Consider the following 24,979-nt stretch of genomic DNA (forward strand, 5'->3'; position numbering starts at 1 on the left):
TCAGCGCTTCGCGCCGCGTCCGGCGCGCAGCCGGGCGGCTTCGACCGCGAGGTCCATCAGAAGCTTCGCGGTGATCGCGTCGCTCAATCCCGCTTCCTTCCGGGCGGCGAGGATCGTCCGTTCGATCGTGCCGAGCGCCGGCGCGAGGGCGGCGAGCGTCCAGGTGCCGAGCGCCGTCTCGAAGGCCGGCTTGCGGCGGAAGGGCGCGCGGCGCGCCTCGACGACGCGCGTCGCCGATTCGCCGTGCCGCTCCACGCGGTCCCGCATCAGCAGCAGCGCCTGGAAATGCCGCAGCACCGCCTGCTGGATGGCGAAGGTGGCGGTGCCGGCGCCCGTCAGCCGCTCGATCAGCTCCGGCAGGCGCTTCACCGCGCCGGTGGCGCAGGCGTCCACCGCCTCGTCCACCGTATCGAGCGAGACATCGCCGACCACCGCCTCGATATCGGCCTCCGTCACCTCGTCCTGGCCCATGCAGTAGAGCGCGAGCTTGGCGATCTCGCCGCGCGAGGCGAGGCGGTTCGCGCCGAGCCGCTCGCGCAGCGCTTCCCGCGCCTCGCGGCCGATCCTGAGGTTCATCGCCTTCAGTTCGGCGTCGATGGTCGCGTCCAGCGCCCGGCCCTCGTCGGGGTAGCAGGGGAGAGCGATCGCGGCCCGCGCCTTCTCGGCCGCGGCGCGGACGGGGGCGGTCGGCTTGCAGTCGCCGGCCTCGACCACCACGGTCACGTCCGCCGGCGGTTCCTGCCCCAGCGCGGCGATCGCCCCCGCGAGGCCGCGGCCGGAGCCGGTGCCGGCACCCTTGACCCGCACCAGCCGCCGCCCGCCGAACAGCGAAACGGTGCGCGCCTCGTCGTGGAGCCGGCCGGCATCCTTCTCCACCTCGTCGGCCTGGAGCGTCACGGAAGAAAAGGGATCGGCGAGGTCGGCGCCCGACAGGGCCGCCACCTTGGCGGCGCGTTCCGACACGAGGCCGGCATCCGGGCCGTAGACGAGCACGACCGGAAAGCTGGTGTCGGGCCGCGACAGGAAGGCCTCGACCTCGCCGGCCTTCCGCTGCGCCATCAGGTCTTGCCCGGCGGCACCGAGGCGAGGAGGTTAGGCAGGTCGCGCTCCAGCGCGCCGAGAACGCCAAGGCGGATCTGCTGGGCGACGTCCTGGCCGGCGCGCTCCTGCGCGTCGCGATAGGCACGGCTCGCGGCGAAGAGCTGGCGCGAGCGGTCGAAGGGCGCATCGGAGAAGCGCGTGCCGCTGGCGACGATCTTGCCGTCGGTGGTGCGCGCCACCGAATAGGTCGCCGTCACCTTCAGGATGCTCGCGGCCGGAACGCCGGAGCCCGACTGGATCGAGACGACGCTTTCCAGCGCCGTGACCGCGACCGAGATCTTGTAGAAGGGCGCGACCGGCTTCTCGCCGCCGTTGAAGCCGAAGAGGAGGCCGTTGCGGACGATCTGCGAGGTGCGGTCGCCGACCGGCGCGACCTCGACGCGGCCCTTCAGGTCGGCGAGCGCCGGGGCGGTCTGGCCGCCGACGAGCGCGCCGCCGCTGCCGTAGAGCGGGCGCACCGTGCAGGCCGAACTCGCCGCCGCGAGAAGCGCAAGGCCGGCGAGCGCGGCGGCATGCGGGCCGCGGCGGCGGCGGTCAGACGACGACATTCACGATCCTTCCCGGCACCACCACGACGCGCTTGGGCTCGGCCCCGTCCAGCGCGCCCGTCACGAAGTCGAGCCGGAGGACGGCCGCCTCGATTTCAGGTTTGCTTGCGCCGGCCGGAACGGTCAAGTCACCGCGCTTCTTCCCGTTGATCTGGACCGGCAACGTGACCTCGTCGTCACGCAAGAAGGCCGGGTCGGCCTCCGGCCAGCGGGCCGCGGCGCAAAGGCCGGCTTCGCCCAGCGCCCGCCAGCATTCCTCGGCGAGGTGCGGCATCATCGGCGCGACGAGCCGCACGAGGATCGTCGCCGCCTCGCGCGCCGCCGCGGCGACCGCGGGCGAGGCCGGGAAGGCGGCATCGCCGAAGGCCGCCGACAGCGCGTTCACCAGCTCGTAGAGCCGGGCGACGGCCTTGTTGAAGGCGAGGCGCTCGATGTCGTCGGTGACGCCCGCCGCGGTGCGGTGCGCGGCGCGGCGGATGGCGGCCGCCGCCGGATCGTCGCCGGCCGCCCCGTCCGCGGCCCCTTCCAGCTTCGCCGCCGCCTCCGACACCAGCCGCCACAGGCGCTGCACGAAGCGGTGCGCGCCTTCCGCGCCGGCCTCCGTCCAGATCACGTCGCGGTCGGGCGGCGAATCGGAGAGCACGAACCAGCGCGCGGTGTCGGCGCCGTAGGAGGCGATGATGTCGTCCGGGTCGACGACGTTCTTCTTCGACTTCGACATCTTCTCGATGCCGCCGATCTCGACCGGCGAGTCGTCGGAGAGGCGGACGGCGCGGCGGCCCGCGCCCTCGCCGAGAATCCTCACCTCGGCCGGCTCGATCCATTTCCCGTCCTGCCGGTAGGTCTCGTGCACGACCATGCCTTGCGTGAACAGGCCCCGGAACGGCTCGTCGATGCCGAGATGGCCGGTGTCGCGCATCGCGCGGACGAAGAAGCGCGAATAGAGGAGGTGCAGGATCGCGTGCTCGATGCCGCCGATATACTGGTCGACCGGCAGCCAGGCGTCGGCGACAGCGGGAAGCGTCGGCTCCGCGGCGCGCGGGCTCGTGAAGCGCGCGAAATACCAGGAACTGTCGACGAACGTGTCCATCGTGTCGGTCTCGCGCAGGGCCGGGCCGCCGCATTGCGAGCAGGTGGCCTTGCGCCAGGTCGGATGCCGGTCGAGCGGGTTGCCGGGCGTCGCGAAATCGACGTCGTCGGGCAACGTCACCGGCAGGTTTTCGCGCCGCTCCGGCACGATGCCGCAGGCCTCGCAATGGAGGACCGGGATCGGGCAGCCCCAGTAGCGCTGGCGCGACAGGCCCCAGTCGCGCAGGCGGAAGTTCACCTCGCGCCGGCCCCAGCCGTCGGCGACGAACTTCTGCAGCGACCGGTCCATCGCGGCCTCACAGGTCTGCACCGTGTCCGGCGCCCCGGCCCATTGCACGTAGCGCACGACTTGCGTCTTCGGCGGCACGAAGGCGGTGTCCATCACGCGCTCGCCCGTGTCCTCCGGCACGAAGACGTCGATCACCGGCAGGCCGTACTTGCGAGCGAAGTCGAGGTCGCGCTGGTCGTGCGCCGGGCAGCCGATGATCGCGCCGGTGCCGTAGTCCATCAGGACGAAGTTCGCGATGTAAAGCGGCAGCTCCCATGCGGGATCGGCTGGATGCGTCACCTTCAGCCCGGTGTCGAAGCCGAGCTTCTCCGCCGTATCGATCTCCTCCTGCGAAGTGCCCATGCGGCGGCACTCGGCGGCGAAGTCGGCGACGGCCGGGTTCGTCTCGGCCAGCGCCTTCGCCAGCGGATGGTCGGCGGCGATCGCCGCGAAGGTCGGCCCGAACATCGTATCGGGGCGCGTCGTGAAGACGGGGAGCTTCTCGAAGCCCTGCGGCGCGCCCTTCACGCCGAACTCGAAGTGGAGCCCCTCCGAGCGGCCGATCCAGTTGCGCTGCATCAGGCGCACCTTTTCCGGCCATTCCGGCAAGCGGTGGTCCAGCGCTTCCAGCAGGTCCTCGGCGTAGTCGGTGATGCGGAAGAACCATTGCGTCAGGTCGCGCTGCTCGACCGGCGCGCCGGAGCGCCAGCCGCGCCCGTCGATCACCTGCTCGTTGGCGAGCACGGTCATGTCGACCGGGTCCCAGTTGACCTTGGCGCTCTTCCGATAGGCGAGGTCCTTGTCCAGCATGTCGAGGAAGAGGCGCTGCTGTTGCGCGTAGTATTCGGGGTCGCAGGTCGCGAACTCGCGCGACCAGTCGAGCGACAGGCCCATCGACTTCAACTGACGCTTCATCGAAGCGATGTTGGCGTAGGTCCATTCGCGCGGATGCACCTTGTTCTGCATCGCGGCGTTCTCGGCCGGCATGCCGAAGGCGTCCCAGCCCATCGGGTGCATGACGTCGAAACCGCGGGCGCGCTTGTAGCGCGCGACGACGTCGCCGAGCGTGTAGTTCCGGACGTGCCCCATATGGATGCGCCCCGACGGGTAGGGGAACATCTCGAGGACGTAGTAGGTCGGGGCCGAGGCGTCGGTCTTCGCCTCGAACAGCTTCGCGTCCTCCCAGGCCTTCTGCCAGCGGGGCTCGCTTTCGCGCGGATTGTAGCGGGAGGTGACGGCGGACATGGGCGGACGGATCGAAGCTTCGAAGACAAATGGTCGCCCGCGGTTCAGCACGTCGAAGGCGGCTAGGCAAGCGCAAGCATATCCGCTTAAGCGGACGGCAGCGATTTCGAGGGCGAAAGCAGCGGACGTCGAGCCAGCGACGTCACCGGGGAGGATCGGCCGCCCCGGCCGCGGCGACGGCCTCGCTCTCGAACGGAGGTGATGGATATGTGGTTTTTGCCACTAAGCATCACGCTCGAAATAGAAAAGACCCGGAGCGGCTGGCGAGCTACTCTCCGGGTCTCGTTCTTTTCGTAGCAAGCGGGTGTCGGTCGAAAGGCCGGCACCCGCTCCGCCAAGATATGCGATTTTCTCACAGAGTCCAAGGAGCCGCCGATGAGCGCTGTCGACCGCCTCGCTTCCGTTCGTGCCGCGATCGCCAAGGCTGAGGGCGAGCATCGTCGCCCAGCCGGCTCGGTGGAACTCGTCGCCGTGTCGAAGACCTACGATGCCGACGCCATCCTGCCGGTGCTCGAACGCGGCCAGCGCGTCTTCGGCGAGAACAAGGTGCAGGAGGCGAAGGGAAAGTGGCCGGCGCTCCGGACCCGCTTTCCCGACATCGAACTGCATCTCATCGGCCCGCTCCAGTCGAACAAGGCGGCCGACGCCGTCGCCCTCTTCGACGTGATCGAGACGGTGGACCGCGAGAAGCTCGCGCGCGAGCTCGCCAAGGAGATCGCGAAGCAGGGGAAGGCGCCGCGCCTCTACGTGCAGGTCAACACCGGCGAGGAGCCGCAGAAGGCCGGCATCCCGCCGCAGGAGGCCGCCGCCTTCGTGGCACGCTGCCGGAGCGAGTTCGGCCTCGCGATCGAGGGCCTGATGTGCATCCCGCCGGCGGAGGAGGCACCGGGACCGCATTTCGCGCTGCTGCGCAAGATCGCCGGGGAAGCGGGCGTCGCGAAGCTGTCGATGGGAATGAGCGGCGACTACGAGACCGCGGTCGGCTTCGGCGCGACCTCGGTCCGTGTCGGCTCGGCGATCTTCGGGGCCAGAGACTACAACTGACGGGCACGGCGCTTCTTGCGGAAGTCGACCCAGAGCCAGATCGCACCGGCGACGAGCGCGACGACGATCACCGCGTCGGCGACGTGGAACGCGGTCTTCATGATCGGGCTGTCGTGCCAGCCGGCCCCGAGCCGCATGCCGACATAGGCCAGCGCGTAGCACCAGATCAGCGAGCTGACGAAGGTGGTGGCGTGGAACACGACGAGGTTCATCCGCGCGATGCCGGCCGGCAGGGCGATGAAGGTCCGCACCACCGGGAGGAGCCGGCCGAAGAACATCGCCCAGAGGCCGTAGCGCTCGAAGAACCAGTCGGCGAGCTGCAGCTCGCGCTTGCCGAACATCGAGTGGCGGCTCCAGCGCTCGGCGAGCGGCCGGCCGCCCTTCGCGCCGATGACGTAGGCGACGTGGCTGCCGATGTTGCAGCCCACCGCGCCGGCGAGCGCGACGCTCCAGAGTTCGAACCGTCCGGTCGAGACGAGGTAGCCGGCGAACGGCATGATGATCTCGGAGGGAATCGGGATGCAGGCCGATTCCAGCGCCATCAGCAGCGCGACGCCCGCATGCCCTCCGAAGGAGATGAGGGCGAGGACGGCGGAGACGAGCGGCGCGAGGAGGCTTTCCATGCGGCTTCCCTTACGCGACCGATGGCGCCGTCCCTAGCGCGCCCGCGCAACAGCGCCGCGCCGCTTTTCCGGCTGGACCGCTCCGGACCTCCCGCCTAGAACGCTTCGGGAAAGCCGGCGCGGGAGGCCGGCGCGGTGCGGGAGGCGGCAGATGGCGGACACGATCGCGGTGAAGCGCGAATGGGCGGATGGCGCCACGCTGTCGGATGCCGACTACCGCGCGGGCTACGAGCGGAGCCTCGCCGACCCGGAAGGCTTCTGGCGCGAGCACGGGGGCCGCATCGACTGGATCCGGCCCTTCACCCGCGTGAAGAACACCTCCTTCGCGCCGGGCGACGTCTCGATCAGATGGTTCGAGGACGGGGTCCTCAACGCCAGCGCCAACTGCCTCGACCGGCATGTCGCAGCGGGACGGGGCGAGGACACCGCGATCATCTTCGAGGGCGACGACCCGGCCGAGTCGCGGCGCATCTCCTACGCCGAGGCGCTGGAGGAGACCTGCCGCATGGCGAACGTCCTCAGGGCGGATGGGGTGAAGAAGGGCGACCGCGTCACGATCTACCTGCCGATGATCCCGGAGGCGGCCTATGCGATGCTCGCCTGCGCGCGGATCGGGGCCGTCCATTCCGTCGTGTTCGGCGGCTTCTCGCCGGACTCGCTGGCGGGCCGCATCGTCGACGCGCAGTCCGGTTTCGTCGTCACCGCCGACGAGGGGGTGCGCGGCGGACGGAAGGTGCCGTTGAAGAGCAATGTCGACAAGGCGATCGCCATCGCCGCGAAGGGCGGGCAGGACGTGTCCCGCGTTCTCCTGGTGAAGCGCACCGGCGGCGAGGTCGCGGTCGATCCGGCGCGCGACGTCTGGTGGCACGAGGCGCGCGACAAAGCCGCCGCAACTTGCGACCCGGAGCCGATGGGCGCGGAGGACCCGCTGTTCATCCTCTACACGTCCGGCTCGACCGGCAAACCGAAGGGCGTCCTCCACACGACCGGCGGCTACCTCGTCTACGCCTCGCTGACGCATGCCCACGTCTTCGACTACCGGCCGGGCGAGGTCTACTGGTGCACCGCCGACGTCGGCTGGGTCACGGGCCACAGCTACATCGTCTACGGGCCGCTCGCGAACGGCGCGACGACGCTGATGTTCGAGGGCGTGCCGACATATCCCGATGCCGGCCGCCTCTGGCAGGTGGTCGACAAGCACGAGGTCAACATCTTCTACACCGCGCCGACCGCGATCCGCGCCCTGATGGGGCAGGGCGACGAACCGGTGAAGCGTGCCTCGCGCCGGTCGCTCCGCATCCTCGGCACGGTCGGCGAGCCGATCAACCCGGAGGCCTGGCTCTGGTACTGGCGGGTCGTCGGCGAGGAGCGCTGCCCGGTGGTCGACACCTGGTGGCAGACCGAGACCGGCGGCATCCTGATCGCGCCGCTACCGGGCGCGACGGCGCTGAAACCCGGTTCGGCGACGCGGCCCTTCTTCGGCGTCCGGCCGGAACTGGTCGACGCGGAAGGGCAGGTTCTGGACCGCGCGGCGGAGGGGAACCTCTGCATCGCGGACTCGTGGCCGGGCCAGATGCGCACGGTCTACGGCGACCACGAGCGGTTCGAACAGACCTATTTCTCGACCTACAAGGGCAAGTACTTCACCGGCGACGGGGCGCGGCGCGACGCGGACGGCTACTGGTGGATCACCGGCCGCGTCGACGACGTGATCAACGTCTCCGGCCATCGCATGGGGACGGCCGAGGTGGAGTCGGCCCTCGTCTCGCACAAGGCCGTCTCGGAAGCCGCCGTCGTCGGCTATCCGCACGACGTGAAGGGGCAGGGCATCTACTGCTACGTCACGCTGATGCAGGGCGAGGAAGGCTCGGAGGAGTTGCGGAAGGAACTGGTCGGCCACGTCCGCGCCGAGATCGGGCCTTTCGCCGCGCCGGACAAGATCCAGTTCGCGCCGGGCCTGCCGAAGACCCGTTCCGGCAAGATCATGCGCCGCATCCTCCGGAAGATCGCCGAGGACGAGCCGGGCGCGCTCGGCGACACCTCGACGCTGGCCGACCCCGCGGTGGTGGACGACCTCGTGTCTAACCGGCAGAACCGGCGGGCGGAAGGCACGGGCTGACGCCCTTCGGCTGCGACAGCTTGCCCGAAACTGGCGAAACGTTCGGCAGGGCCCTTGTCCTGCCGCTTTTCGCATCCCATACTCCTCCCCGTGTTCAACGCAACGAAAGGAGGTGATCCGATGTCGAGTGATTTCCTGATGCCGGCCGGGTCCATGTATCTCAGCGCCACGAAGGGGCAGCCCTCGATCGTTGCGTAAAGGTATGCCGATCCGCCAGCGGGTTCGCTGACCCGCCGGCACAATCGGACTTCACGGGGCCGCTTTCCGAACAGGGAAGCGGCCTTTTGATTGTCCGCGCTCCGGAGCGCTCGGCTGCGGCCGGAACGGAACCGCCGGTCCCGGTGTTCCTGCCGACTGCGTTCGGAGATCGAGTATGCGAGTTCCCTTCAAGAGTTTCATCGCGGCGCTCGCCGTGATGATGGGCCTGACGGTCTTCGCCACGCCCGGCGAGGCGCGGACGGCCTTCTACGGCGGCGGCGACGGCATCGTCGTGGTGCGCGACCACGGGCACGGCTACCGCGACCGCGGCGGCTACTACCGCCGGCACGGTTTCCTCGGCGACCGCCGGTATTATCGCGGCGGACCACGCTATTACCGCCACGGCGGCTACTATCGCGATCGCGGCTACTACGGGCGTCGCCATCACTGGCGCGGCGACCGGTTCTACGGCCGCCACCACCGCTACCGCGACAACGGCGTGGTGATCCGCCTCCGCTGATCTTGGCTCAAATCTCCGCGGCGCGGTCGCTCGCCCAGGCGACGTGCCGCGCGACGGAGGCCTCGAGCACCGCACGCCCACCTTCGGGCACGACCCGCCCCCAGAACGCGCCGTAGATCGCCTCGAAGTCGAGGCCGTGCAGCGCCGCTGCGACAGCCTCGACGGCGCGGGGTCCGAGCGGCAGGTAGTTCGGATAGCTCCGCATGAAGCCGAGCCGGTCGCAGCCCGGCGTCACCTGCAGGATGTCGCCGACGAGCAGCGCCGGCTTCCGCCTGGCTGCGGCGTCCACATGCAGGACGGTGCCGCCGGCGAAGTGACCGCCGCAGCGCACCAGCGTCAGACCAGGCAGCAGCGGGCGACGCTCGCCTTCCCAGAACTCGATCCGCCGGCTCGGCCGCATCACCCATTCGCGGTCGGCGGCGTGGAGGAGGACGGGGCAGTCGAAGGCCTCGGCCCAGTCGGCCATCGCCGAGTAGTAGTGCGGGTGCGAGATCGCGATCGCCGCGAGGCCGCCGATCCCGCCGATGAGGTCGACCGTCGCCGGGGTCAGCAGCGGCACGCAATCCCAGAGGACGTTGCCGGCCGGCGTCCGGACGAGCAGCGTCCGCTGGCCGATCGCGAAATCCGGCGCGATGCCGATGCCGAGAAGCTCGCCTTCCGCCGCGAAGGTCGGCTTGTGACGGGCCGCGAGCTTCTCGCGGGTCGTCCATTCCTGACCGCCCGGCGGCACGAACTGCCGCTCGTCCCGGCAGATCGGGCAGGCCGGCGGCGGCACGTCGTCGTCGGGGTAGAGCGTGCCGCAGGCAATGCAGACGAAAACCGTCACGGGCTCCTCCGGTGCGGGGCCGTGCGGGAACAGCCGCGGCGCGCTAGCGTTTTCCGTCGCTTGACGGATCGCGCCCGAGCGCTGTTTCCCCACCCCACGTGAGATTGGGCTCGTTTCCGGCGCGAGCGCAACGTGTTTCATCCGGAACGGAGTTCGCCCGATGCGGCTCGGCATCCTGATCACCGCACTCGGCATCGCCGCCGGCACGAGCGCCTGCGCGCAAGGCGTCGGCGCGCCGCCGATGGTGGAGCCGTTGCGCGACTCCGATCCCTATGCCGGTTCCGACCCGAACCTCGCGCGCCCCAGCGGCGACGCGAACGGCTATTCGACCAATTCCGCCATTCAAGGCCTGCCGCCCGGCGGCGAGACGCCGCCGACCACCACGACGCTCGGCGGGCCGCCGCTCGACGTCGACCGGGTGATGGACGGGGTGAAGAAGTGCTGGACCGCGATCCCGCGCGTCTACGGCACCGAGGCGCAGGGCGGCGTCGCGCGCATCCGGCTGAAGTTTCAGCCGAACGGCGCGCTCGACGGCGCGCCGATGATCATCGACAAGCCGCTTGGGCCTATCGGCACGAAGTTCGCCGAAAGCGCCGCGAAGGCGATCGAGCGCTGCCAGCCCTATGCGCTGCCGCCGGAGCGCTACGCCGAGTGGAAGCAGATCGAGATGAAGTTCGACACGATCGACCCGGACAATCCGCCGCCCCCGCCGCCGGCTCCTGCGGTCGCGCCGGTGCCGGACGGCAGCGGGCTCGACGGGGCTGCGCCGCCGGTCGCCTCCTCGCCCGACGGCTACGTGCCCAGCGTGCCCGCGCCGGACGACGGTCTCGGTGCGGGCGAGCCGGCGCGGCCGCAGTGAGGGGCGGGGCGGCCGTCGCCGCTACGCTGGTTCTCTTGTCGACCTGCGCGGTGCGCGCCGAGGACGGGAGCGCGGACACTCAGCGCCGCGACGAAATCCTTCGGGCGCTCAGCAACACCGGCCGGCCACGCGTCTCGGTCGACGAGGCCGATCTCGGGGTGCGGCTGCGCCAAGCTCTCGCGGCGTGCTGGTCGCTGCCGGTGACGGAAACGGCGACGCGAATCGGCGTCACCGTGCGCCTGACGCGCGACGGCGAGATCGACGGCACGCCGGCGGTGACGGTGGAGCCGCCGGGCATGGCGGTCTCGCAACTGACGCAGTCGGCGATCCGCGCCGTCCGGCGTTGCGCGCCCTACCGGCTGCCGCCGGAGCGCTACGAGGAATGGCGCGAACTGCGCATCAACTTCGACAACGCTTCGCTGCGTTAGTCCGCCGGGCGGAAGCCGGAGAGTTTCGGATCGTTCGCGCACCAGTCGCGACGCTTCTCGCCGCGATAGGGGGCGACGAGGCCCTCGGCGAGGAGCTTGGCCCCGACATCGGGCACGTCGTCGCTCGCGACCCGCGCGAGGACGCGGCCGAAATACTTGTCGCCGGAGATTTCGCCGAGCTGTACGATGCGGCTGGCGACCAGCGCGGTAAGCCGGTCGCGCGCCACCTCCGCCGCCGCACGTTCGCCATCGCAGCGGCCCTTCAGCTCGGGCGCGTCGATGCCGCGCAGGCGAACCGCCGTGCGGACCACCTGACCCGGCCAGATATAGGCCTCGACCTCGACCGTATCGCCATCGCGCACTTTGGTGACGGAGGCGGCCACGGGTCCCGCCACGGTACGGCCGGGCTCCTCGCCCGCTGCGGCGACGGAGCCAGCCGAACCGGTCACTGCGAGGATGCAACCGAGAAGCGCAACCACCGTTCTGCGCACCATGTGAGGTTCCTTGTCGTTCCTTCCGCAAGCTAGGCCTGAAATCCTAATAGAAGCTGACCGTTCTCCCGCTGGAGGAACACGTTGCTCAGCTTCGGGCGGTCGAAGCCCGGCGACCGCGCGCAAGGAATCTGCACGGAGCCTATTCGGTTCCGCGGGACAGAAGTCCTACAACTTATGCGATATTGCTGCCGTCAGAAGTCCGACAGGATGCCGTTCTTTTCCCAGTCGCCGAAGCGCGTCGGTTCCGGTCCCGCGCGGCCGTTCACCTCGGGCGGCCGGGTCGTTTGCGCGGCGGCGGCGCGGCGCGCCGCGGCCTCGGCAAGGGCGCGTTCGGCGGTGGGCGAGAGGACGCGCGTTTCGGGGGTGTGTGCGAGGGTTCCGGTGGTCTCGTCGCTCATGAGGCTGGACATCGGCGTCCCCGCGTCGGATTGCAAGGCGGAAACGCGAAGTTCCCCGAGGAGGATCGGATGAGCGAAACGAGGGATGCGGTGCCGTTCCGCAAGTCGGCCGAGCATCGGCGGCGGCTGGAAGCGCAGGCCGACAAGTTGTTCGCGACCTTCGAGGCCGGCGCGCTCGATCCCGCCGGCGGCTTCCGGCCGCTCGACGGCGATGGTCGCCCCGTGGAGGGCGCGGTCGGCTGGCCGCGCGGCATCCACGACGCGACGCGCATGATCCATTGCTTCGCGATCGGCGAGAAGCTTGGCCGGCCGGCCGCGCGGCGCATGGTCGACCACGGCCTCGCCTTCCTGGCGGACTGGCACCGCGACGCCGAGCAGGGCGGCTGGTTCTGGAGCGTCGGCGAGACCGGCCCGGCCGACGATACGAAGCAGGCCTACGGCCATGCCTTCGTGCTCCTGGCCGCGTCCGGCGCGCTCGCCACCGGCCACGATGGGGCCGAGGCGCTGCTCGGCGAGGTCGACCGCGTCATCGACGCGCATTTCTGGGAAGAGGACCGCGGCGCGGTGGTGGACGGGTTCCAACGCGACTGGACGCCGCTCGGTCCCTATCGCGGCCAGAACGCCAACATGCACCTGACCGAAGCGCTGATGGCCGCCTTCGAAGCGACGGGCAACGCGAAGTTCCTGGAACGCGCGACGCGCATCGCCGGTCTTATCATCGAGCGCCATGCCGCGAGCCTCGCCTGGCGGGTGCCGGAGCATTTCGATGCCGACTGGCAGCTCGACCGCGACTATCAGGGCGACGAGATGTTCCGCCCGGCCGGCATGACGCCCGGCCACTGGCTGGAATGGGCGCGGCTCCTCCTGCAACTCTGGGTGCTCGGCGGCAGGAAGGCCGACTGGATGCCGGACGGTGCGGAGCGGCTCTTCGCCAACGCCGTGCGCTGGGGCTGGGACGAGGCGGGCGGCGGCGGCTTCTTCTACACCACCGATTTCGAGAACAATCCGCGCACCCGCTACAAGCTCTGGTGGCCGGTGGCGGAGGCTATCGGCGCGGCGCATTTCCTCGCTGAGCACCGGCCGAGCGAATTCCACGAGGAATGGTACCGGAAGACCTACGAGTTCGCCGACCGCTACCTGATCGACCCCGCGACCGGCGGCTGGCACCCGCAGCTTTCCGAAGATCTCCGGCCCGAGGAGACGCTGTTCCACGGCATCCCCGACATCTACCATTCGCTGCAGGCGCTGCTGATCCCGCTCTATCCGGCGACGGGCAGTCTCACCGCCGTGATCGGGGCTTCGTCGCGGCGCGATTGAAGCGCCGGTCCCTCCCTCCCATGTTTCACGTGAAACATTTCACCCAAGGGAAAGGCTGACCGGAGGCCCATGAACAACGTCAAGACGGCTATGCTGATCGCGGCGATGACCGCGCTGTTCATGGGGCTCGGCTTTCTGGTCGGCGGTCCGCGCGGCATGCTGGTGGCCTTCGCCGTGGCGGCCGCGATGAACCTCTTCGGCTACTGGAACGCCGACAAGATGGTGCTCCGCATGCATCATGCAGTGGAGGTCGACGTGCGAACCGCACCCGAATACTACCGCATCGTCGAAGGGCTGGCGGGACGCGCCGGCCTGCCGATGCCGCGCGTCTACGTCATCCAGGAAGATCAGCCGAACGCCTTCGCGACCGGGCGCAATCCCGAGAACGCGGCGGTCGCGGCGACCACCGGCCTCCTCGAACGGATGACCGCGGAGGAGGTCGCCGGCGTGATGGCGCACGAGCTCGCCCACGTCCAGAACCGCGACACGCTGACGATGACCGTCACCGCGACGCTCGCCGGCGCGATCTCGATGCTCGGCAACTTCGCCTTCTTCTTCTCAGGCAACCGCGAGAACAATAACCCGCTCGGCGTGGTCGGCGTGCTGCTCGGCGTCATCGTCGCGCCGCTCGCCGCGGCGGTGGTGCAGATGGCGATCTCGCGCACCCGGGAATATTCGGCCGACCGACGCGGCGCGGAAATCTGCGGCAATCCGCGCTGGCTGGCCTCGGCGTTGGCGAAGCTGGCGCAGAGCGCGGGGCGCACGGTGAACTACGACGCCGAGAGGAATCCCGCGACGGCGCACATGTTCATCGTCAACCCGCTCAGCGGCCAGCGCATGGACAACCTGTTCTCGACCCACCCCGACACGCAGAACCGCATCGACGCGCTCGTGGCGATGGGCGGCGAAGCCGATACGCGGCCCGTTCCCGCGGAACGCTACGAGCGGTACGAAGCCGCTCCGGCGGATGCGGCGGGCGGTCCGTGGTCGCGCGGCCTCGACCGGCAGCGTGCCGCCGCTGACGAAGCGCCGCGCCGCGGTCCCTGGGGTTGAGCGCCGCCGGGAAGTCGCCGCAGCGGTCGCCTGCCGTCGAGCGGCCGGGGCTCCTGTCCCGGCAGGTCGCGGCCAAGCTCCTCGCCGCGGTGGTGGACGGCCGCACCTCGCTCGACGGCCTGCTCGACCTGCGCGGCGGCCATCCCGGCTACCGGGCCCTCGAGCCCCGCGATCAGGGGTTGGTGCGGGCGATCCTGCTCGCATCCCTGCGCCATCGCGGCACGATCGAACGAGCGCTGGCCGGGCGGCTGGAGCGCCCGCTCCCCGGCAACGCCGCGGCCCTCAGACACCTCCTCCATGCCGCGGCGGCGCAGGTGCTGTTCCTCGACGTGCCGGATTCGGCCGCGGTCGATCTCGCCGTCGCGGCGGCCGAGGCCGATCCGCGCAACCGCCGCTTCAAGGGCCTCGTCAACGCGCTCCTCCGGCGGCTGTCGCGCGAGAAGGCGAAGATCGCCCCGAAGCCTTCGGAGAACCTGCCGCCCTGGCTGCGGGAGCGTCTCGCCGCCGCCTACGGCGCGGCCGCCGCGGACGCGATCGCGCGGGCGCATGGCGTTCCGCCGCCGCTCGACCTCACCGTGAAGTCCGACCCGGACGGCTGGGCGTCGCGTCTGGGCGGGACGAAGCTCGCGACCGGCACCGTACGTCTCGCCGCCCTCGACGGGCCGCTGCCGGAACTGCCCGGCTTCGCGGACGGCGAATGGTGGGTGCAGGATGCGGGCGCGGCCCTGCCGGCGCTGCTCTTCGGCGATCTGCGGAACAAGCGCGCCCTAGACCTTTGCGCCGCGCCGGGCGGCAAGACTGCGCAACTGGCGCTCGCCGGCGCACGCGTGACCGCGCTGGACGCGAGCGAGCGCCGCATGACGCGCCTGCGCGAGAACCTCGCGCGTCTCAGGCTCGACGTGGAAACGCTGGTCGCCGACGCCGCGAGCTACGCGCCGGCCGAGCCGTTCGATGCGGTGCTCCTCGACGCGCCCTGCTCCTCCACCGGCACGATCCGCCGGCATCCGGACGTGCCCTACACCAAGGACGCGGCCGAGGTGGCGAAGCTCGCCGAGGTGCAGGCGCGGCTCCTCAAGGCCGCGAGCCGCATGGTGGCGCCGGGCGGCAGGCTCGTCTTCTCGAACTGCTCCGTCCTGCCGGAAGAGGGCGAGGCGGTGGCGGCGGAGTTTCTGCAGCGGCACCCGGAGTTCCGGCTCCAACCGATCGGCGATGGGGAAGTACCGGGGCTCGGCGGGGCGGTGAGCGCGGAAGGTTTCCTGCGCACCCTCCCCTCGATGCTGCCGAACGAGGCCGACCCGCGCCTCGCCGGCCTCGACGGCTTCTTCGCCGCCCGCTTCGTCCGGCATTCCTGAACGCCGCGTTCGCGAAGCGGGACTCGACGCGGGCGTCCCGCCGTCCCACCTGCCGCCGTCTCTGAGGACGATCAGGAACAGGAGGTTCCCATGCGGATCGGCATCATCGGCGCCGGCAATATCGGCGGCGCTCTGGCGAAGCGCTTCGCGGCGCTGGGGCATGAAGTCTCTGTGGCGAATTCCCGTGGGCCGGAAACGCTGCAGGACCTGGCGCGGGAAAGCGGCGCGAAGGCGGTGACGGCGGCGGAAGCGGCGAAGGCGGGCGACGTGGTGGTCGTGACGATCCCGCTTCGCAAGGTCGAGGGCCTGGCGAAGCTCTTCGACGGCGTGCCGGACGGCGTCGTCGTGGTCGACACGAACAACTATTATCCGCGCCAGCGCGACGGGCGGATCGCCGACATCGAGGATGGCATTACCGAAAGCCGCTGGGTGGAAACGCAGCTCAAGCGCCCGGTGGTGAAGGCGTTCAACAACATCTACGCCCAGCACCTGCTGGAGAACGGCCAGCCCGCCGGAACGGCCGGGCGGATCGCCCTGCCGGTCGCGGGCGACGACCCCGCCGCCAAGCGCACCGTGATGGACCTCGTCGAGGCGATCGGCTTCGATCCGGTGGACGCCGGCACGATCGACGAGTCCTGGCGCCAGCAGCCGGCGACGCCGGTCTACACGCAGGACTTCGACCGGGCCGGAGTGGAGAAGGCCTTGAAGGACGCCTCGCCGGAGCGCAAACCCGAATGGCGCGGGACGGACGCCAGCCCCGGCACGTTCGAGAACCCGGCCTGAAGGTGGCTCCCGTTCAGGCCTGATACCGGCGAAAACGTCGTCGGTCTTACACGAGCGCATCGCCCGCCACCATCGGCGGGCGAGCACCCTTCCTCTCCCGGCGGGGAGAGGTGTCCGAAGGACGGGCGAGACGAGTGGCTCGCCCCGAAGGCCGGCGCGCAGCACCGGACAGATGAGGGCCTTGCGACGGTGGCAAGTCGCTGTCGGGCTCGGCCTTCGAGACAGGACCCCTCATCCCCTGCCGACCTTCTCCCCGCAGGGGAGAAGGCAGCTTCCCTGCCTTCGCCTTTTCTGCAACGGGGAGGGGTCGGACAGGCGGAAGGCACGCCGTCGACGCAGACCTTTCGCCTTCAACCTTCGTTTACCATGGCCGGTGCATGATCCTTCTCGAACCGTCCCGATCGGGGATGGGCGGCGAAGGAGCGGAGTACGGCTGTGGAGATGGTGGCGGCGGGCCTTGCCGAAAACCAGCGTCTCCTGGCGCTCGCCCTGTCCGAGGCCTCGCGGCGTCTTCGCCGCTCGCTGCGCCTCGCGCCGCTCGCCGGCCGGCATCTCGCGGCCGGCGCGCCGCAGGCGATCCTCGGGCCGCGCGAACCCTTGCGCGAGGGCGATCTCGCGGCGGCTCTCGACATCTATGCCGGCGCTTTCCGCTTCGAGAACCGCCTGATCGAGACCGGCGGCCTGTCGCCCTTCGCGCTGCCGATGCCCTCGCCGCGCTTCGCAGCGGCGCTGCACGGCTTCGGCTGGCTCCGCCACCTCGAGGCGGCCGGCGACGCGCTCGCCGGCGCGAACGCCCGCGCGCTCGTGTCCGACTGGATCGCGGATGCCGGCCACGCCGCGAGCCCGGTCGCGCAAGCGCCCGGCGTCGCGGCGCGGCGCGCGATCGGCTGGATCGGCGCCGCGAATTTCCTCCTGTGCGACGCCCCGCCGGCCTTCGCGAAACGGTTCGGCCGCAGCCTCGCCGGCCAGCTTCGCACGCTGAGGCAGGGCGCGCCCGACGCGCCGGACGGCCTGCCGCGCCTTCGCACCCGCATCGCGCTCGCCTACGGCGCGCTGGCGCTCGACATGGGCGGGACGGCGATCCGGCTCGCCGCCCGCAACCTCGGCGAGGAACTCGACCGGCAGGTCTTCGCCGACGGCGTCCACCTGTCGCGCGACCCGGCCGCGATCGTCGATGTTCTCGCCGATCTCCTGCCGCTGGCGAAGCTCTTCGACGCCGAGAACCACGCCGCGCCGAAGGGCCTCGTTACCGCCCTCGACCGCATGCTGCCGATGCTGCGCTTCTTCCGGCACGGCGACGGAGCGCTCGCCTCGTTCAACGGCGCGGGCGCTGCCGATCCGCGCCTCGTGACGCGGCTGATGCGGCACGACGAAACGCTCGGCGAACCCTTGAGCTTCGCGCGCCAAGGCGGCTACGGACGGCTGTCGGCCGGCGGCACGGTGCTCGTCGCCGATATCGGCGCGCCGCCTGCGCCCGCTCTCGCCGGCGAGGCGCATGCCGGCACCCTGTCCTTCGAGTTCTCCGGCCGCGGCCAGCGCTTCGTGGTGAACTGCGGCGTCTCCGGCGACGAGCGGTTGCGGCAGATGGCGCGCGCCACCGCCGCCCATTCCACCCTGACGCTCGCCGATGCTTCCTCCGCGCGGTTCGAGACGCCGGGGCCGATGCGCCGCTTCCTCGGCAGCCCGCTGGTCGCGGGGCCGGCGGTCGTGCCGGCGACGATCGAGGGCGAGGCCGGCGGCACGCGGATCGTCGCCTCGCACGACGGCTACGAAGCGCGCTTCGGCATCCGGCACGAGCGCACGCTGTTCCTCGCCCGCGACGGCGCTTCGATCGAGGGCGTCGACCGCCTGTCGGGCTCGCCGAAGGGGTTCGGGCGCGTGCGGCCCACCGCCGCGATCCGTTTCCATCTCCATCCCGACGTCGCGGCGACGCGCGAGGGCGAGGACATCGCGCTTCTCGGCGCCACCGGCGAATGCTGGCTGTTCCGCGCCGACCGCACCGCGCAGATCGAGGACAGCCTGTTTCTCGCCGACGCGGCCGGGCCGCGCCGCAGCCACCAGATCGTCGTGGAGTTCGACTTGGCGCACGCACGCGCAGTCGCCTGGAGCTTCCGGCGCCGGCGCGGCGCCTGCCCGACTGCGGACGCACTTTCCCGGCATGCTGGAGGGCGATGAGCCCCCGCACCCCTCTGCTCGCCGCCCTTCTCGTCCTTGCCGGCTGCGCCGGGATGAACGAGGCCGTCACCGTCGTGCCGAACACGATGGACGATCTCGCCGCGAAGACCGAAGGCTTCCGCCGCGGCCGGGAGCCGGCGCCGGGCGGCCCGCGTGTGGAGCCGCCGAAGCTTGGATTGTGAGGGCGGCCGTCCTCGTCTAAGGAGCCCGGATCGCAAGCCGAATCCGAGGATGTGACCTATGGCCGTCGCCGCGAACGAGGCCCCCGTACCGGACCGCGTCACCGCGCGCCGCGCGCTCCTCTCCGTGTTCGACAAGACCGGCCTCGTCGACTTCGCCAGGGGCCTCGCGGACCTCGGCATCGAGCTCGTCTCGACCGGCGGCACGAAGCGGGCGCTCGCCGAAGCCGGCCTTCGCGTCGCGGACGTCTCCGATCTCACCGGCTTTCCCGAGATCATGGACGGACGGGTGAAGACGCTGCATCCGCTCATCCACGGCGGCCTTCTCGGCGTGCGCGACGATCCGGCGCACGCGGCGGCGATGGAGGCGCACGGCATCCGGCCGATCGACATCCTCGTCGTCAGCCTCTACCCTTTCGCCGAGGTGCGGGCGTCCGGCGCACCTTTCGGCAGCGTCCTCGAGAACATCGACATCGGCGGCCCGGCGATGATCCGTGCGGCGGCGAAGAACCACAGCTATCTCGCGGTCGCGACCGACCCGGCGGACTACGCCGAGATCCTCGAAGCCCTCCGCGCGAACGGCGGCGCGGCCGAGACCGGCCTCGCGCTCCGTCGCCGGCTTGGCGCGCGGGCCTTCGCGGCGACCGCCGCCTACGACGCGGGCGTCGCCGAATGGCTGGGCACCGAGGCCGGCGAAACCTCCGCCCGCCAGGCAAGCTTTGCCGGCAAACTGGTGGAGCGGCTGCGGTACGGCGAGAACCCGCACCAGGACGCCGCCTTCTTTGCGACCGGCGAGAAGCGCCCCGGCGTCGCGACGGCGCGGCAGGTGCAGGGCAAAGCGCTCTCCTACAACAACATCAACGACACCGACGCCGCTTTCGAGTGCGTCGCCGAGTTCGACCCGAACCGGACCGCGGCGGTGGCGATCATCAAGCACGCCAACCCCTGTGGCGTGGCGGAAGGGACGGACCTCCTCGATGCTTACGCCAAGGCGCTCGCCTGCGACCCGGTCTCGGCCTTCGGCGGCATCGTCGCGGTGAACCGTGTGCTCGATGCGGCCGCGGCGCGGGCGATCGTCGAGGTCTTCACCGAGGTCATCGTCGCGCCGGGCGCGGATGACGAGGCAATGGAGATCGTCAAGGCGAAGAAGAACCTACGCCTCCTCCTCACCGGCGGCCTGCCGGACCCGCGCGCGCTGGGCGCGACGGTGCGCTCGGTCGCGGGCGGCCTCCTCGTGCAGGGGCGCGACAACGGCGTCGTCGACGACCTCGACCTCAAGGTCGTGACGAAGCGCGAGCCGACGGCGGCGGAGATGAGCGACCTGAAATTCGCCTTCCGCGTCGCCAAGCACGTGAAATCGAACGCCATCGTCTACGCGAAGGACCGCGCGACGGTCGGGATCGGGGCCGGGCAGATGAGCCGCGTCGACTCGGCGCGGATCGCGGCGCGGAAGGCCGAGGACGCGGCGCGGGCCCTCGTCGCGGAAGCGCAAGGGCGCGAGATGGCGGCCGGGCAAGGCGCGGCCGGCGAGATCCGGCCGCTGACGGTCGGCTCGGTGGTCGCCTCCGACGCCTTCTTCCCCTTCGCCGACGGCCTTCTCTCGGCGGTCGAGGCCGGCGCGACGGCGGTGATCCAGCCGGGCGGCTCGATGCGCGACACGGAAGTGATCGCCGCGGCCGACGCGCATGGCATCGCCATGGTGCTGACCGGCATGCGGCATTTCCGGCACTGAGCCACAGTCCGCCCGTGCCGGACGGGCGTCGATCTCAAGGGAGAATGGACATGGCCAAGGGTCAGATGCGCCCGAACAAGGAAGTGCGCAAACCGAAGAAGGACAAGAAGGCCGCCGCGGCCGCGAGCGCCGCCTCGCCCGCCGCCGCCTCCGGCTCGAAGTTCGCGACGCCGCAGCCGGAACTGGTGGTGAAGAAGAAAAAGGACCGCCCCGCCTGAGGCGGGGCAAGCCCGGCGCGGCGCTCAGGTCCCGCTCGGGATCGCCGCGCCGGTGGGGAGGCGCATGCGGCGGCGGTATTCGGCCGGCGTCGTGCCGAAATGCGCCCGGAACGAGCGGTGGAACTGGCTGACCGAGCCGAAGCCGGTCTCGAAGGCCAGCGCCGCGAGGTCCTTCTTGGTCGAGACGAGGAGGCTCTGCGCCGCCATCAGGCGGTGGCGCAGGATATAGCTGCCGACCGTCAGCCCGAGCGCGTTCCGGAAGCGCGTCATCGCGTAGTTCGGATGCAGCTTCGCCGCCTTCGCGACGTCGGCGACCGAGATCGCCCGGTGGCCGTTCTCGGCGATGAAGCGCGCCATCTCGATCACCGTTTCCGGCATCACGCCTTCCGCCATCCGGCCCGCCGGATGCTGGCCGGCGAGGAGGTCGCGCCAGCCGGTGACGTCGAGCCGCCGCAGGATCAGCAACACCTCCGCGACGAGGAGCTCGGCGACGCGCGCGTCGTCGGGCAGGCCCTTCGCGTCCTCCACCAGCCGCTGGAAGCGCGCCGCGTCGAACTGCGCGGGGTCGGCGCCGACGAGCATGCCGCCGGCGAGCACCCCGGAGCGGAAGGGCTCCGTCAGCTTGGCGTTCAGGAACATCTCGAGCGGCAGGTAGATGCAGACGTAGCGCGCGCCGGGCGAGACCCGGACCGTCCGGTGCGCGATCGCGCCCCAGAACAGCGCGAGGTCGCCGATGGCCAGCGTCGCCTCGCGCCCGCCGTGGAGATAGGTCATCTCGCCTTCGAGCAGGTAGTTCAGCTCGACTTGGCTGTGGGTGTGCGAGGCCGGCATGGCGCAGACCGTCTGCGAGGTCGAGACGATGAAGTCGTTGCCGGGCACGAAGAAGCTTTCGAGCGGCAGCAGCGGCGCGTTCATGGTGTCAGCAGCCGGTTCGCTCGCCGTCGACACGGATCGACCTCTTCCTTTGCCGGCCTACGATGGCCGGCTTCGACCTTAGGATCTGCGATATCTATCGCGCGGCTCGCGACGACAGGCAAGGCGCGCAGGCTACTATCGGATGCATCGACGACCCCGGCGGGAGGAACGCGCCGGGGCGTGACGAAGCAACGGGAGGAGAACGATATGGAGCGATCGAGACTGCACCGCCTCCGGCGATCGGCCCTCGCCGGCGCGGCGCTGGCAGGTCTGGCGCTTGCCGCCACCGGCCCGGCCGCCGCGCAGGACGTCTCCGGCGAGATCACGGTCTGGAGCTGGAACGTCGCGGCGAACGCGCTGAAGGCCGTGGTGCCGGACTTCAACAAGAAGTATCCGAACGTCAAGGTGACGGTCGAGGACCTCGGCAACCAGCCGGTCTACGACCGCGGGCTCGCGGCCTGCGCGGCCGGCGGCTCCGGTATGCCGGACGTCTACACCGTGGAGAACCACGAGTCGGAGGTGTTCTGGGCGCGCTTCCCGGACTGCTTCCGCGACGTGAAGACGATGAGCGCGGGCGAGCCGGCGCTTCTGTCGAAGTATCCAGCCTTCAAGTTGACCGACCTCACCGTCGGCGACAAGGTCTACGCCGTGCCGTGGGACTCCGGCCCGGCCGCGGTGTTCTACCGGCGCGACATGTACGAGAAGGCCGGCGTCGACCCGGTGACGATCGAGACCTGGGACGACTTCATCGAGGCCGGCAAGAAGGTGGTCGCGGCGAACGAGGGCGTGAAGTTCGCCTCCACCAACGCCGATTCGAGCTGGTTCCGCATGCTCGCCAACGAGAACGGCTGCGCCTATTTCGACGAGACGGGCGAGAACGTCACGATCAACCAGCCGGGCTGCGTCGCGGCGCTGGAGGTGATCGGCAAGGCCGCCAAGGCCGGGCTGTACCAGACCGCCGACTGGGGCGAGACCCTGCAGGCGATCAACGGCAACAAGCTGGCGAGCGCCGTCTACGGCGGCTGGTACGAAGGTTCGATCCGCGCTTCCGCGCCGGACCAGGAGGGCAAATGGGGCGTCTACCCGATCCCCGCCTTCGAGAAGGGCGGCAACCGCGCCGCCAATATCGGCGGCTCGTCGCTGGCGGTCCCGACCGCCTCGAAGAACCCGGAAGCCGCGCTCGCCTTCATCAACTTCGCGCTCGGCACCTCGGAGGGCCAGGTGGCGCAGCTGAAGGCGAGCGGCCTCGTGCCGACGCTGCCGGACGCCGTGAACGACCCGTTCGTGAAGTCGCCGCAGCCCTATTGGGGCGGGCAGCCGGTGTGGGAGACGATCATCGGCACCCTGCCGGACATCAAGCCGGCGCGCGGCACGCAGTACTTCGCCGAAGCCGACAACGTCTTCCTCAACGCCTACAACGCCTTTCTCGCCAATGGCGGCGATGCGAAGGAGGTGCTCGACGGCGCGGCGGACGAGATCTCCGGCGCGACCGGCCTGCCGGTGAAGGAGTAGGGCGAAGGGGCGATCAGAGATCGCCGCGCCGCTGCCGTGGCGTTCTTCTTCCCTGCGGGGGAGAAGCGCCCGGCAGGGCGATGAGGGGCCTCTCTCGAAGGGCGCTGCCGGGTGGATACCCGCCACCGCCGCATGCCCCTCACCCGTCCGTCGGACCCCTCTCCCCGCCGGGGAGAAGGAGGGTGCTTTTCCGCCGGCGTCGATCATGCTTCGCGGCTTCAGGACGAATCCATGCAAAAGGCGAGCGCGCACCGAAGCGTCCCCTACCAGTTCCTCGCACCCTACCTCGCGGTCTTCGCCGTGTTCTGGTGCTGGCCGCTGGTGGAGTCGGTGCTGCTCTCGTTCCAGAACACCCGCGTCTCGCCCTGGGTGTTCGATCTCGACATCAACTGGCGGCGGCTCTGGCTGGACCGGCAGTTCCACAACGCGCTGTGGAACACGCTCTTCGTGCTGGTCGTGCAGGTGCCGATCATGCTGGTGCTCGCGACCACCCTCGCCCTGGCGCTCGACGCGCCGTTCCTCCGGATGCGCGCCTTATTCCGCTTCGCCTTCTTCGCGCCGGTCGTCGTCAGCGAGGTCGCCTATTCGGTGATCTTCCGCCTCCTGTTCAACGGCCAGTTCGGCGCGGTGAACCGCGGCCTGGAGGCGATCGGCATCCCGAGGCTCGACTGGCTCTACGCCGACGGCCCGGCGATGGCGGTGGTGATCATGGCCGTCACCTGGCGCTGGACCGGTTACAACGCGATCATCCTCCTCGCCGGGCTTCAGTCGATCCCGAAGGAACTCTACGAGGCGGCGCGCATGGACGGGGCGGGGCCGTGGGCGCGCTTCCGCTTCGTCACCCTGCCGCAGCTCGCGCCCGTCGTCGTGTTCTGCCTCGTCCTGTCGGTGATCGGCACGATGCAGCTCTTCGCCGAGCCCTGGCTGATCACCGGCCAGAGCAACCGGGGACCGGGGGCGGGCACCGAGATGCTCGGCACCTATCTCTACAAGCAGGGCTTCGCCAACCTCAACTTCGGCTACGCCTCGACCATCGCCTATTCCATCGCGGCGATGGCGGCGCTGCTCGCCGCCCTCAACATCCTCTTCGTCCGGGAGAAGGCGCGATGAGTACGGGCGGCGGCGGCACGCTTCGGGCGCAGGCGCGGCGGCGCGACGGCTGGATCACGCTGGCGCTCCTGCCCTTCGCGCTGCTGTGGCTCAGCCCCCTCTACCTGATGGCGGTCTTCGCCAGCCAGGGCGATGCCGCGATCTTCTCCGCCACGACGCCGCTGGTGCCGGGGGCGGAGTTCGCCGCCAACGTCCGGCGCATCGTCGAGATGGTCGGCTTCGACCGGGCGCTCCTGAACTCGGTGGTGGTCGCCGTCCTCTATGCCGCCGTCTCGGCCCTCCTCACCTCGATGGCGGGCTACAGCTTCGCGAGATACGAGTTCGCCGGCAAACGCCTGCTGTTCGGGCTCCTCGTCGCGACGCTGACCGTGCCCTACGCGGTGGTGATCATCCCGCAATACGTGCTGGTGGCGCGCGACCTGTCGCTCGCCAACACGCTCGCCGCGGTGATCGTGCCGCCGCTGTTCAACTCGCTCGGCGTCCTGTTCATGCGCCAGACCTTTCTCGGCCTGCCGCAGGAGATCCTCGACGCGGCCCGCATGGACGGGGCGGGCGAGTTCGGCATCTTCTTCCGCATCGCGCTGCCGCTGGTGCGCCCGTCGCTGGCGGCGCTCCTGATCATCCTGTTCCTCGCCTCGTGGAACAACTACCTCTGGCCGCTCCTCGTCGCGACGGAGCCGTCCGCCCGCACCGCGCCGGTGGCGCTCGGCGGCATCCTGTCCGCTTCCTCCGGCATCCCGCCCTGGGGTGCGATCATGGCGGGCGCCGCCATCCTGACGCTGCCGATGGTGGCGGTGTTCGTCCTCCTCCAGCGTCACTTCGTGTCCGGCATCGCGGCCGGCGCGGTGAAATAGCAGCGCATCCAACAGGGAA

23 protein-coding genes and 1 pseudogene are annotated in these 24,979 nt (G+C 70.5%); 16 read left to right on the plus strand and 8 right to left on the minus strand.

From position 1 onward, the window contains the following. From holA to leuS, 3 genes are read right to left on the minus strand one after another with little or no spacing between them, the layout of a single operon-like run. Positions 1-1,059 carry a DNA polymerase III subunit delta gene (holA, locus tag F6X38_RS13575; RefSeq protein WP_150970392.1) on the minus strand — a complete coding sequence of 353 codons (1,059 nt, stop codon included), beginning with the start codon at positions 1,057-1,059 and terminating at the stop codon, positions 1-3. Next, entirely contained in the window at positions 1,059-1,649 is a 591-nt protein-coding gene (locus F6X38_RS13580; protein ID WP_150970394.1) for a hypothetical protein, read from the minus strand. The genes holA and F6X38_RS13580 overlap by 1 nt, the downstream gene beginning before the upstream one ends. Beyond that, on the minus strand, positions 1,636-4,251 hold the full coding sequence (gene leuS / locus F6X38_RS13585; protein ID WP_150970396.1) for a leucine--tRNA ligase: 2,616 nt from the start codon (positions 4,249-4,251) through the stop codon (positions 1,636-1,638). Before leuS ends, F6X38_RS13580 begins: the two co-directional genes overlap by 14 nt. 375 nt (positions 4,252-4,626) lie before the next feature. Here leuS and F6X38_RS13590 point away from each other — a divergent pair, with 375 nt between their 5' ends. Next, a complete protein-coding gene (locus tag F6X38_RS13590) occupies positions 4,627-5,295 on the plus strand; it encodes a YggS family pyridoxal phosphate-dependent enzyme (RefSeq protein WP_150970398.1) in 669 nt (222 codons plus the stop codon). Here the strand turns inward: F6X38_RS13590 and F6X38_RS13595 are convergent. Beyond that, on the minus strand, positions 5,286-5,918 hold the full coding sequence (locus F6X38_RS13595; protein WP_150970401.1) for a DedA family protein: 633 nt from the start codon (positions 5,916-5,918) through the stop codon (positions 5,286-5,288). The two genes, F6X38_RS13590 and F6X38_RS13595, sit on opposite strands and share 10 nt — an antisense overlap. 151 nt (positions 5,919-6,069) lie before the next feature. Here F6X38_RS13595 and acs point away from each other — a divergent pair, with 151 nt between their 5' ends. After that, the gene (acs, locus tag F6X38_RS13600; protein WP_150970403.1) at positions 6,070-8,037 is read left to right on the plus strand and encodes an acetate--CoA ligase; all 1,968 of its coding nucleotides are present in this window, start codon (positions 6,070-6,072) and stop codon (positions 8,035-8,037) included. A gap of 373 nt (positions 8,038-8,410) precedes the next feature. Beyond that, the gene (locus tag F6X38_RS13605; RefSeq protein ID WP_150970405.1) at positions 8,411-8,755 is read left to right on the plus strand and encodes a hypothetical protein; all 345 of its coding nucleotides are present in this window, start codon (positions 8,411-8,413) and stop codon (positions 8,753-8,755) included. A gap of 7 nt (positions 8,756-8,762) precedes the next feature. Here F6X38_RS13605 and F6X38_RS13610 read toward each other — a convergent pair whose 3' ends face one another. Continuing rightward, positions 8,763-9,581: an MBL fold metallo-hydrolase gene (locus tag F6X38_RS13610; protein WP_150970407.1), complete on the minus strand. Its 819-nt coding sequence runs from the start codon at positions 9,579-9,581 to the stop codon at positions 8,763-8,765. Positions 9,582-9,741: 160 nt separating this feature from the next. On the opposite strand from F6X38_RS13610, the gene F6X38_RS13615 reads away from it, so the two are divergent. Both F6X38_RS13615 and F6X38_RS13620 read left to right on the plus strand, forming a co-directional pair. Further along, complete coding sequence (locus F6X38_RS13615) at positions 9,742-10,440, plus strand: hypothetical protein (RefSeq protein ID WP_150970409.1); 699 nt, start codon at positions 9,742-9,744, stop codon at positions 10,438-10,440. Beyond that, the gene (locus F6X38_RS13620) at positions 10,437-10,868 is read left to right on the plus strand and encodes a cell envelope integrity TolA family protein (protein WP_150970411.1); all 432 of its coding nucleotides are present in this window, start codon (positions 10,437-10,439) and stop codon (positions 10,866-10,868) included. Before F6X38_RS13615 ends, F6X38_RS13620 begins: the two co-directional genes overlap by 4 nt. On the opposite strand, the gene F6X38_RS13625 is transcribed toward F6X38_RS13620, so the two are convergent. Next, positions 10,865-11,362, minus strand: a complete 498-nt coding sequence (locus F6X38_RS13625) for a thermonuclease family protein (RefSeq protein WP_150970413.1) — start codon at positions 11,360-11,362, stop codon at positions 10,865-10,867. The two genes, F6X38_RS13620 and F6X38_RS13625, sit on opposite strands and share 4 nt — an antisense overlap. 191 nt (positions 11,363-11,553) lie before the next feature. Beyond that, the gene (locus F6X38_RS13630) at positions 11,554-11,772 is read right to left on the minus strand and encodes a DUF1674 domain-containing protein (RefSeq protein WP_246191342.1); all 219 of its coding nucleotides are present in this window, start codon (positions 11,770-11,772) and stop codon (positions 11,554-11,556) included. A 57-nt stretch (positions 11,773-11,829) separates the two neighbouring features. Between F6X38_RS13630 and F6X38_RS13635 the strand changes: the two genes are divergently transcribed. The 8 genes and pseudogenes from F6X38_RS13635 to F6X38_RS23415 all read left to right on the plus strand — a co-directional run bounded on the left by F6X38_RS13635 (position 11,830) and on the right by F6X38_RS23415 (position 20,569). Beyond that, positions 11,830-13,077 (plus strand): AGE family epimerase/isomerase, encoded by a 1,248-nt coding sequence (locus tag F6X38_RS13635; RefSeq protein ID WP_150970417.1) that lies wholly within the window; start codon positions 11,830-11,832, stop codon positions 13,075-13,077. Positions 13,078-13,146: 69 nt separating this feature from the next. After that, the gene (gene htpX / locus F6X38_RS13640) at positions 13,147-14,130 is read left to right on the plus strand and encodes a zinc metalloprotease HtpX (RefSeq protein ID WP_150970419.1); all 984 of its coding nucleotides are present in this window, start codon (positions 13,147-13,149) and stop codon (positions 14,128-14,130) included. Beyond that, entirely contained in the window at positions 14,127-15,482 is a 1,356-nt protein-coding gene (locus tag F6X38_RS13645) for an RsmB/NOP family class I SAM-dependent RNA methyltransferase (protein WP_150970421.1), read from the plus strand. The genes htpX and F6X38_RS13645 overlap by 4 nt, the downstream gene beginning before the upstream one ends. Before the next feature lie 87 nt (positions 15,483-15,569). Then, positions 15,570-16,265, plus strand: a pseudogene (locus F6X38_RS13650) (NADPH-dependent F420 reductase); the annotation flags it as partial. A gap of 441 nt (positions 16,266-16,706) precedes the next feature. After that, positions 16,707-18,440 carry a heparinase II/III family protein gene (locus F6X38_RS13655; protein ID WP_150970425.1) on the plus strand — a complete coding sequence of 578 codons (1,734 nt, stop codon included), beginning with the start codon at positions 16,707-16,709 and terminating at the stop codon, positions 18,438-18,440. Then, on the plus strand, positions 18,437-18,622 hold the full coding sequence (locus F6X38_RS13660; protein ID WP_150970426.1) for a hypothetical protein: 186 nt from the start codon (positions 18,437-18,439) through the stop codon (positions 18,620-18,622). The genes F6X38_RS13655 and F6X38_RS13660 overlap by 4 nt, the downstream gene beginning before the upstream one ends. A gap of 58 nt (positions 18,623-18,680) precedes the next feature. Beyond that, positions 18,681-20,351 (plus strand): bifunctional phosphoribosylaminoimidazolecarboxamide formyltransferase/IMP cyclohydrolase, encoded by a 1,671-nt coding sequence (purH, locus tag F6X38_RS13665; protein WP_150970428.1) that lies wholly within the window; start codon positions 18,681-18,683, stop codon positions 20,349-20,351. A 50-nt stretch (positions 20,352-20,401) separates the two neighbouring features. Next, positions 20,402-20,569: a hypothetical protein gene (locus tag F6X38_RS23415; protein WP_161992752.1), complete on the plus strand. Its 168-nt coding sequence runs from the start codon at positions 20,402-20,404 to the stop codon at positions 20,567-20,569. A gap of 24 nt (positions 20,570-20,593) precedes the next feature. On the opposite strand, the gene F6X38_RS13670 is transcribed toward F6X38_RS23415, so the two are convergent. After that, the gene (locus F6X38_RS13670; protein ID WP_150970430.1) at positions 20,594-21,517 is read right to left on the minus strand and encodes a helix-turn-helix domain-containing protein; all 924 of its coding nucleotides are present in this window, start codon (positions 21,515-21,517) and stop codon (positions 20,594-20,596) included. A gap of 174 nt (positions 21,518-21,691) precedes the next feature. Between F6X38_RS13670 and F6X38_RS13675 the strand changes: the two genes are divergently transcribed. From F6X38_RS13675 to F6X38_RS13685, 3 genes are all read left to right on the plus strand, one after another. Further along, positions 21,692-22,996 carry an ABC transporter substrate-binding protein gene (locus F6X38_RS13675; protein ID WP_150970432.1) on the plus strand — a complete coding sequence of 435 codons (1,305 nt, stop codon included), beginning with the start codon at positions 21,692-21,694 and terminating at the stop codon, positions 22,994-22,996. A gap of 231 nt (positions 22,997-23,227) precedes the next feature. After that, positions 23,228-24,106 (plus strand): carbohydrate ABC transporter permease, encoded by an 879-nt coding sequence (locus tag F6X38_RS13680; RefSeq protein ID WP_150970434.1) that lies wholly within the window; start codon positions 23,228-23,230, stop codon positions 24,104-24,106. Further along, a complete protein-coding gene (locus F6X38_RS13685) occupies positions 24,103-24,960 on the plus strand; it encodes a carbohydrate ABC transporter permease (protein WP_150970436.1) in 858 nt (285 codons plus the stop codon). The genes F6X38_RS13680 and F6X38_RS13685 overlap by 4 nt, the downstream gene beginning before the upstream one ends. Positions 24,961-24,979: the final 19 nt, after the last annotated feature.

The sequence above is a fragment of the Plantimonas leprariae genome, from assembly GCF_008802405.1.
In the GTDB taxonomy this organism is placed as follows: domain Bacteria; phylum Pseudomonadota; class Alphaproteobacteria; order Rhizobiales; family Rhizobiaceae; genus Plantimonas; species Plantimonas leprariae.

What these genes read in the sequence shown, in the direction of transcription:
- holA (WP_150970392.1), bottom strand. Translation starts at nt 1,059, where the DNA reads ATGGCGCAGCGGAAGGCCGGCGAGGTCGAGGCCTTCCTGTCGCGGCCC.
- F6X38_RS13580 (WP_150970394.1), bottom strand. Translation starts at nt 1,649, where the DNA reads ATGTCGTCGTCTGACCGCCGCCGCCGCGGCCCGCATGCCGCCGCGCTC.
- leuS (WP_150970396.1), bottom strand. Translation starts at nt 4,251, where the DNA reads ATGTCCGCCGTCACCTCCCGCTACAATCCGCGCGAAAGCGAGCCCCGC.
- F6X38_RS13590 (WP_150970398.1), top strand. Translation starts at nt 4,627, where the DNA reads ATGAGCGCTGTCGACCGCCTCGCTTCCGTTCGTGCCGCGATCGCCAAG.
- F6X38_RS13595 (WP_150970401.1), bottom strand. Translation starts at nt 5,918, where the DNA reads ATGGAAAGCCTCCTCGCGCCGCTCGTCTCCGCCGTCCTCGCCCTCATC.
- acs (WP_150970403.1), top strand. Translation starts at nt 6,070, where the DNA reads ATGGCGGACACGATCGCGGTGAAGCGCGAATGGGCGGATGGCGCCACG.
- F6X38_RS13605 (WP_150970405.1), top strand. Translation starts at nt 8,411, where the DNA reads ATGCGAGTTCCCTTCAAGAGTTTCATCGCGGCGCTCGCCGTGATGATG.
- F6X38_RS13615 (WP_150970409.1), top strand. Translation starts at nt 9,742, where the DNA reads ATGCGGCTCGGCATCCTGATCACCGCACTCGGCATCGCCGCCGGCACG.
- F6X38_RS13625 (WP_150970413.1), bottom strand. Translation starts at nt 11,362, where the DNA reads ATGGTGCGCAGAACGGTGGTTGCGCTTCTCGGTTGCATCCTCGCAGTG.
- F6X38_RS13630 (WP_246191342.1), bottom strand. Translation starts at nt 11,772, where the DNA reads ATGTCCAGCCTCATGAGCGACGAGACCACCGGAACCCTCGCACACACC.
- F6X38_RS13635 (WP_150970417.1), top strand. Translation starts at nt 11,830, where the DNA reads ATGAGCGAAACGAGGGATGCGGTGCCGTTCCGCAAGTCGGCCGAGCAT.
- htpX (WP_150970419.1), top strand. Translation starts at nt 13,147, where the DNA reads ATGAACAACGTCAAGACGGCTATGCTGATCGCGGCGATGACCGCGCTG.
- F6X38_RS13655 (WP_150970425.1), top strand. Translation starts at nt 16,707, where the DNA reads ATGGTGGCGGCGGGCCTTGCCGAAAACCAGCGTCTCCTGGCGCTCGCC.
- F6X38_RS13660 (WP_150970426.1), top strand. Translation starts at nt 18,437, where the DNA reads ATGAGCCCCCGCACCCCTCTGCTCGCCGCCCTTCTCGTCCTTGCCGGC.
- purH (WP_150970428.1), top strand. Translation starts at nt 18,681, where the DNA reads ATGGCCGTCGCCGCGAACGAGGCCCCCGTACCGGACCGCGTCACCGCG.
- F6X38_RS23415 (WP_161992752.1), top strand. Translation starts at nt 20,402, where the DNA reads ATGGCCAAGGGTCAGATGCGCCCGAACAAGGAAGTGCGCAAACCGAAG.
- F6X38_RS13675 (WP_150970432.1), top strand. Translation starts at nt 21,692, where the DNA reads ATGGAGCGATCGAGACTGCACCGCCTCCGGCGATCGGCCCTCGCCGGC.
- F6X38_RS13680 (WP_150970434.1), top strand. Translation starts at nt 23,228, where the DNA reads ATGCAAAAGGCGAGCGCGCACCGAAGCGTCCCCTACCAGTTCCTCGCA.
- F6X38_RS13685 (WP_150970436.1), top strand. Translation starts at nt 24,103, where the DNA reads ATGAGTACGGGCGGCGGCGGCACGCTTCGGGCGCAGGCGCGGCGGCGC.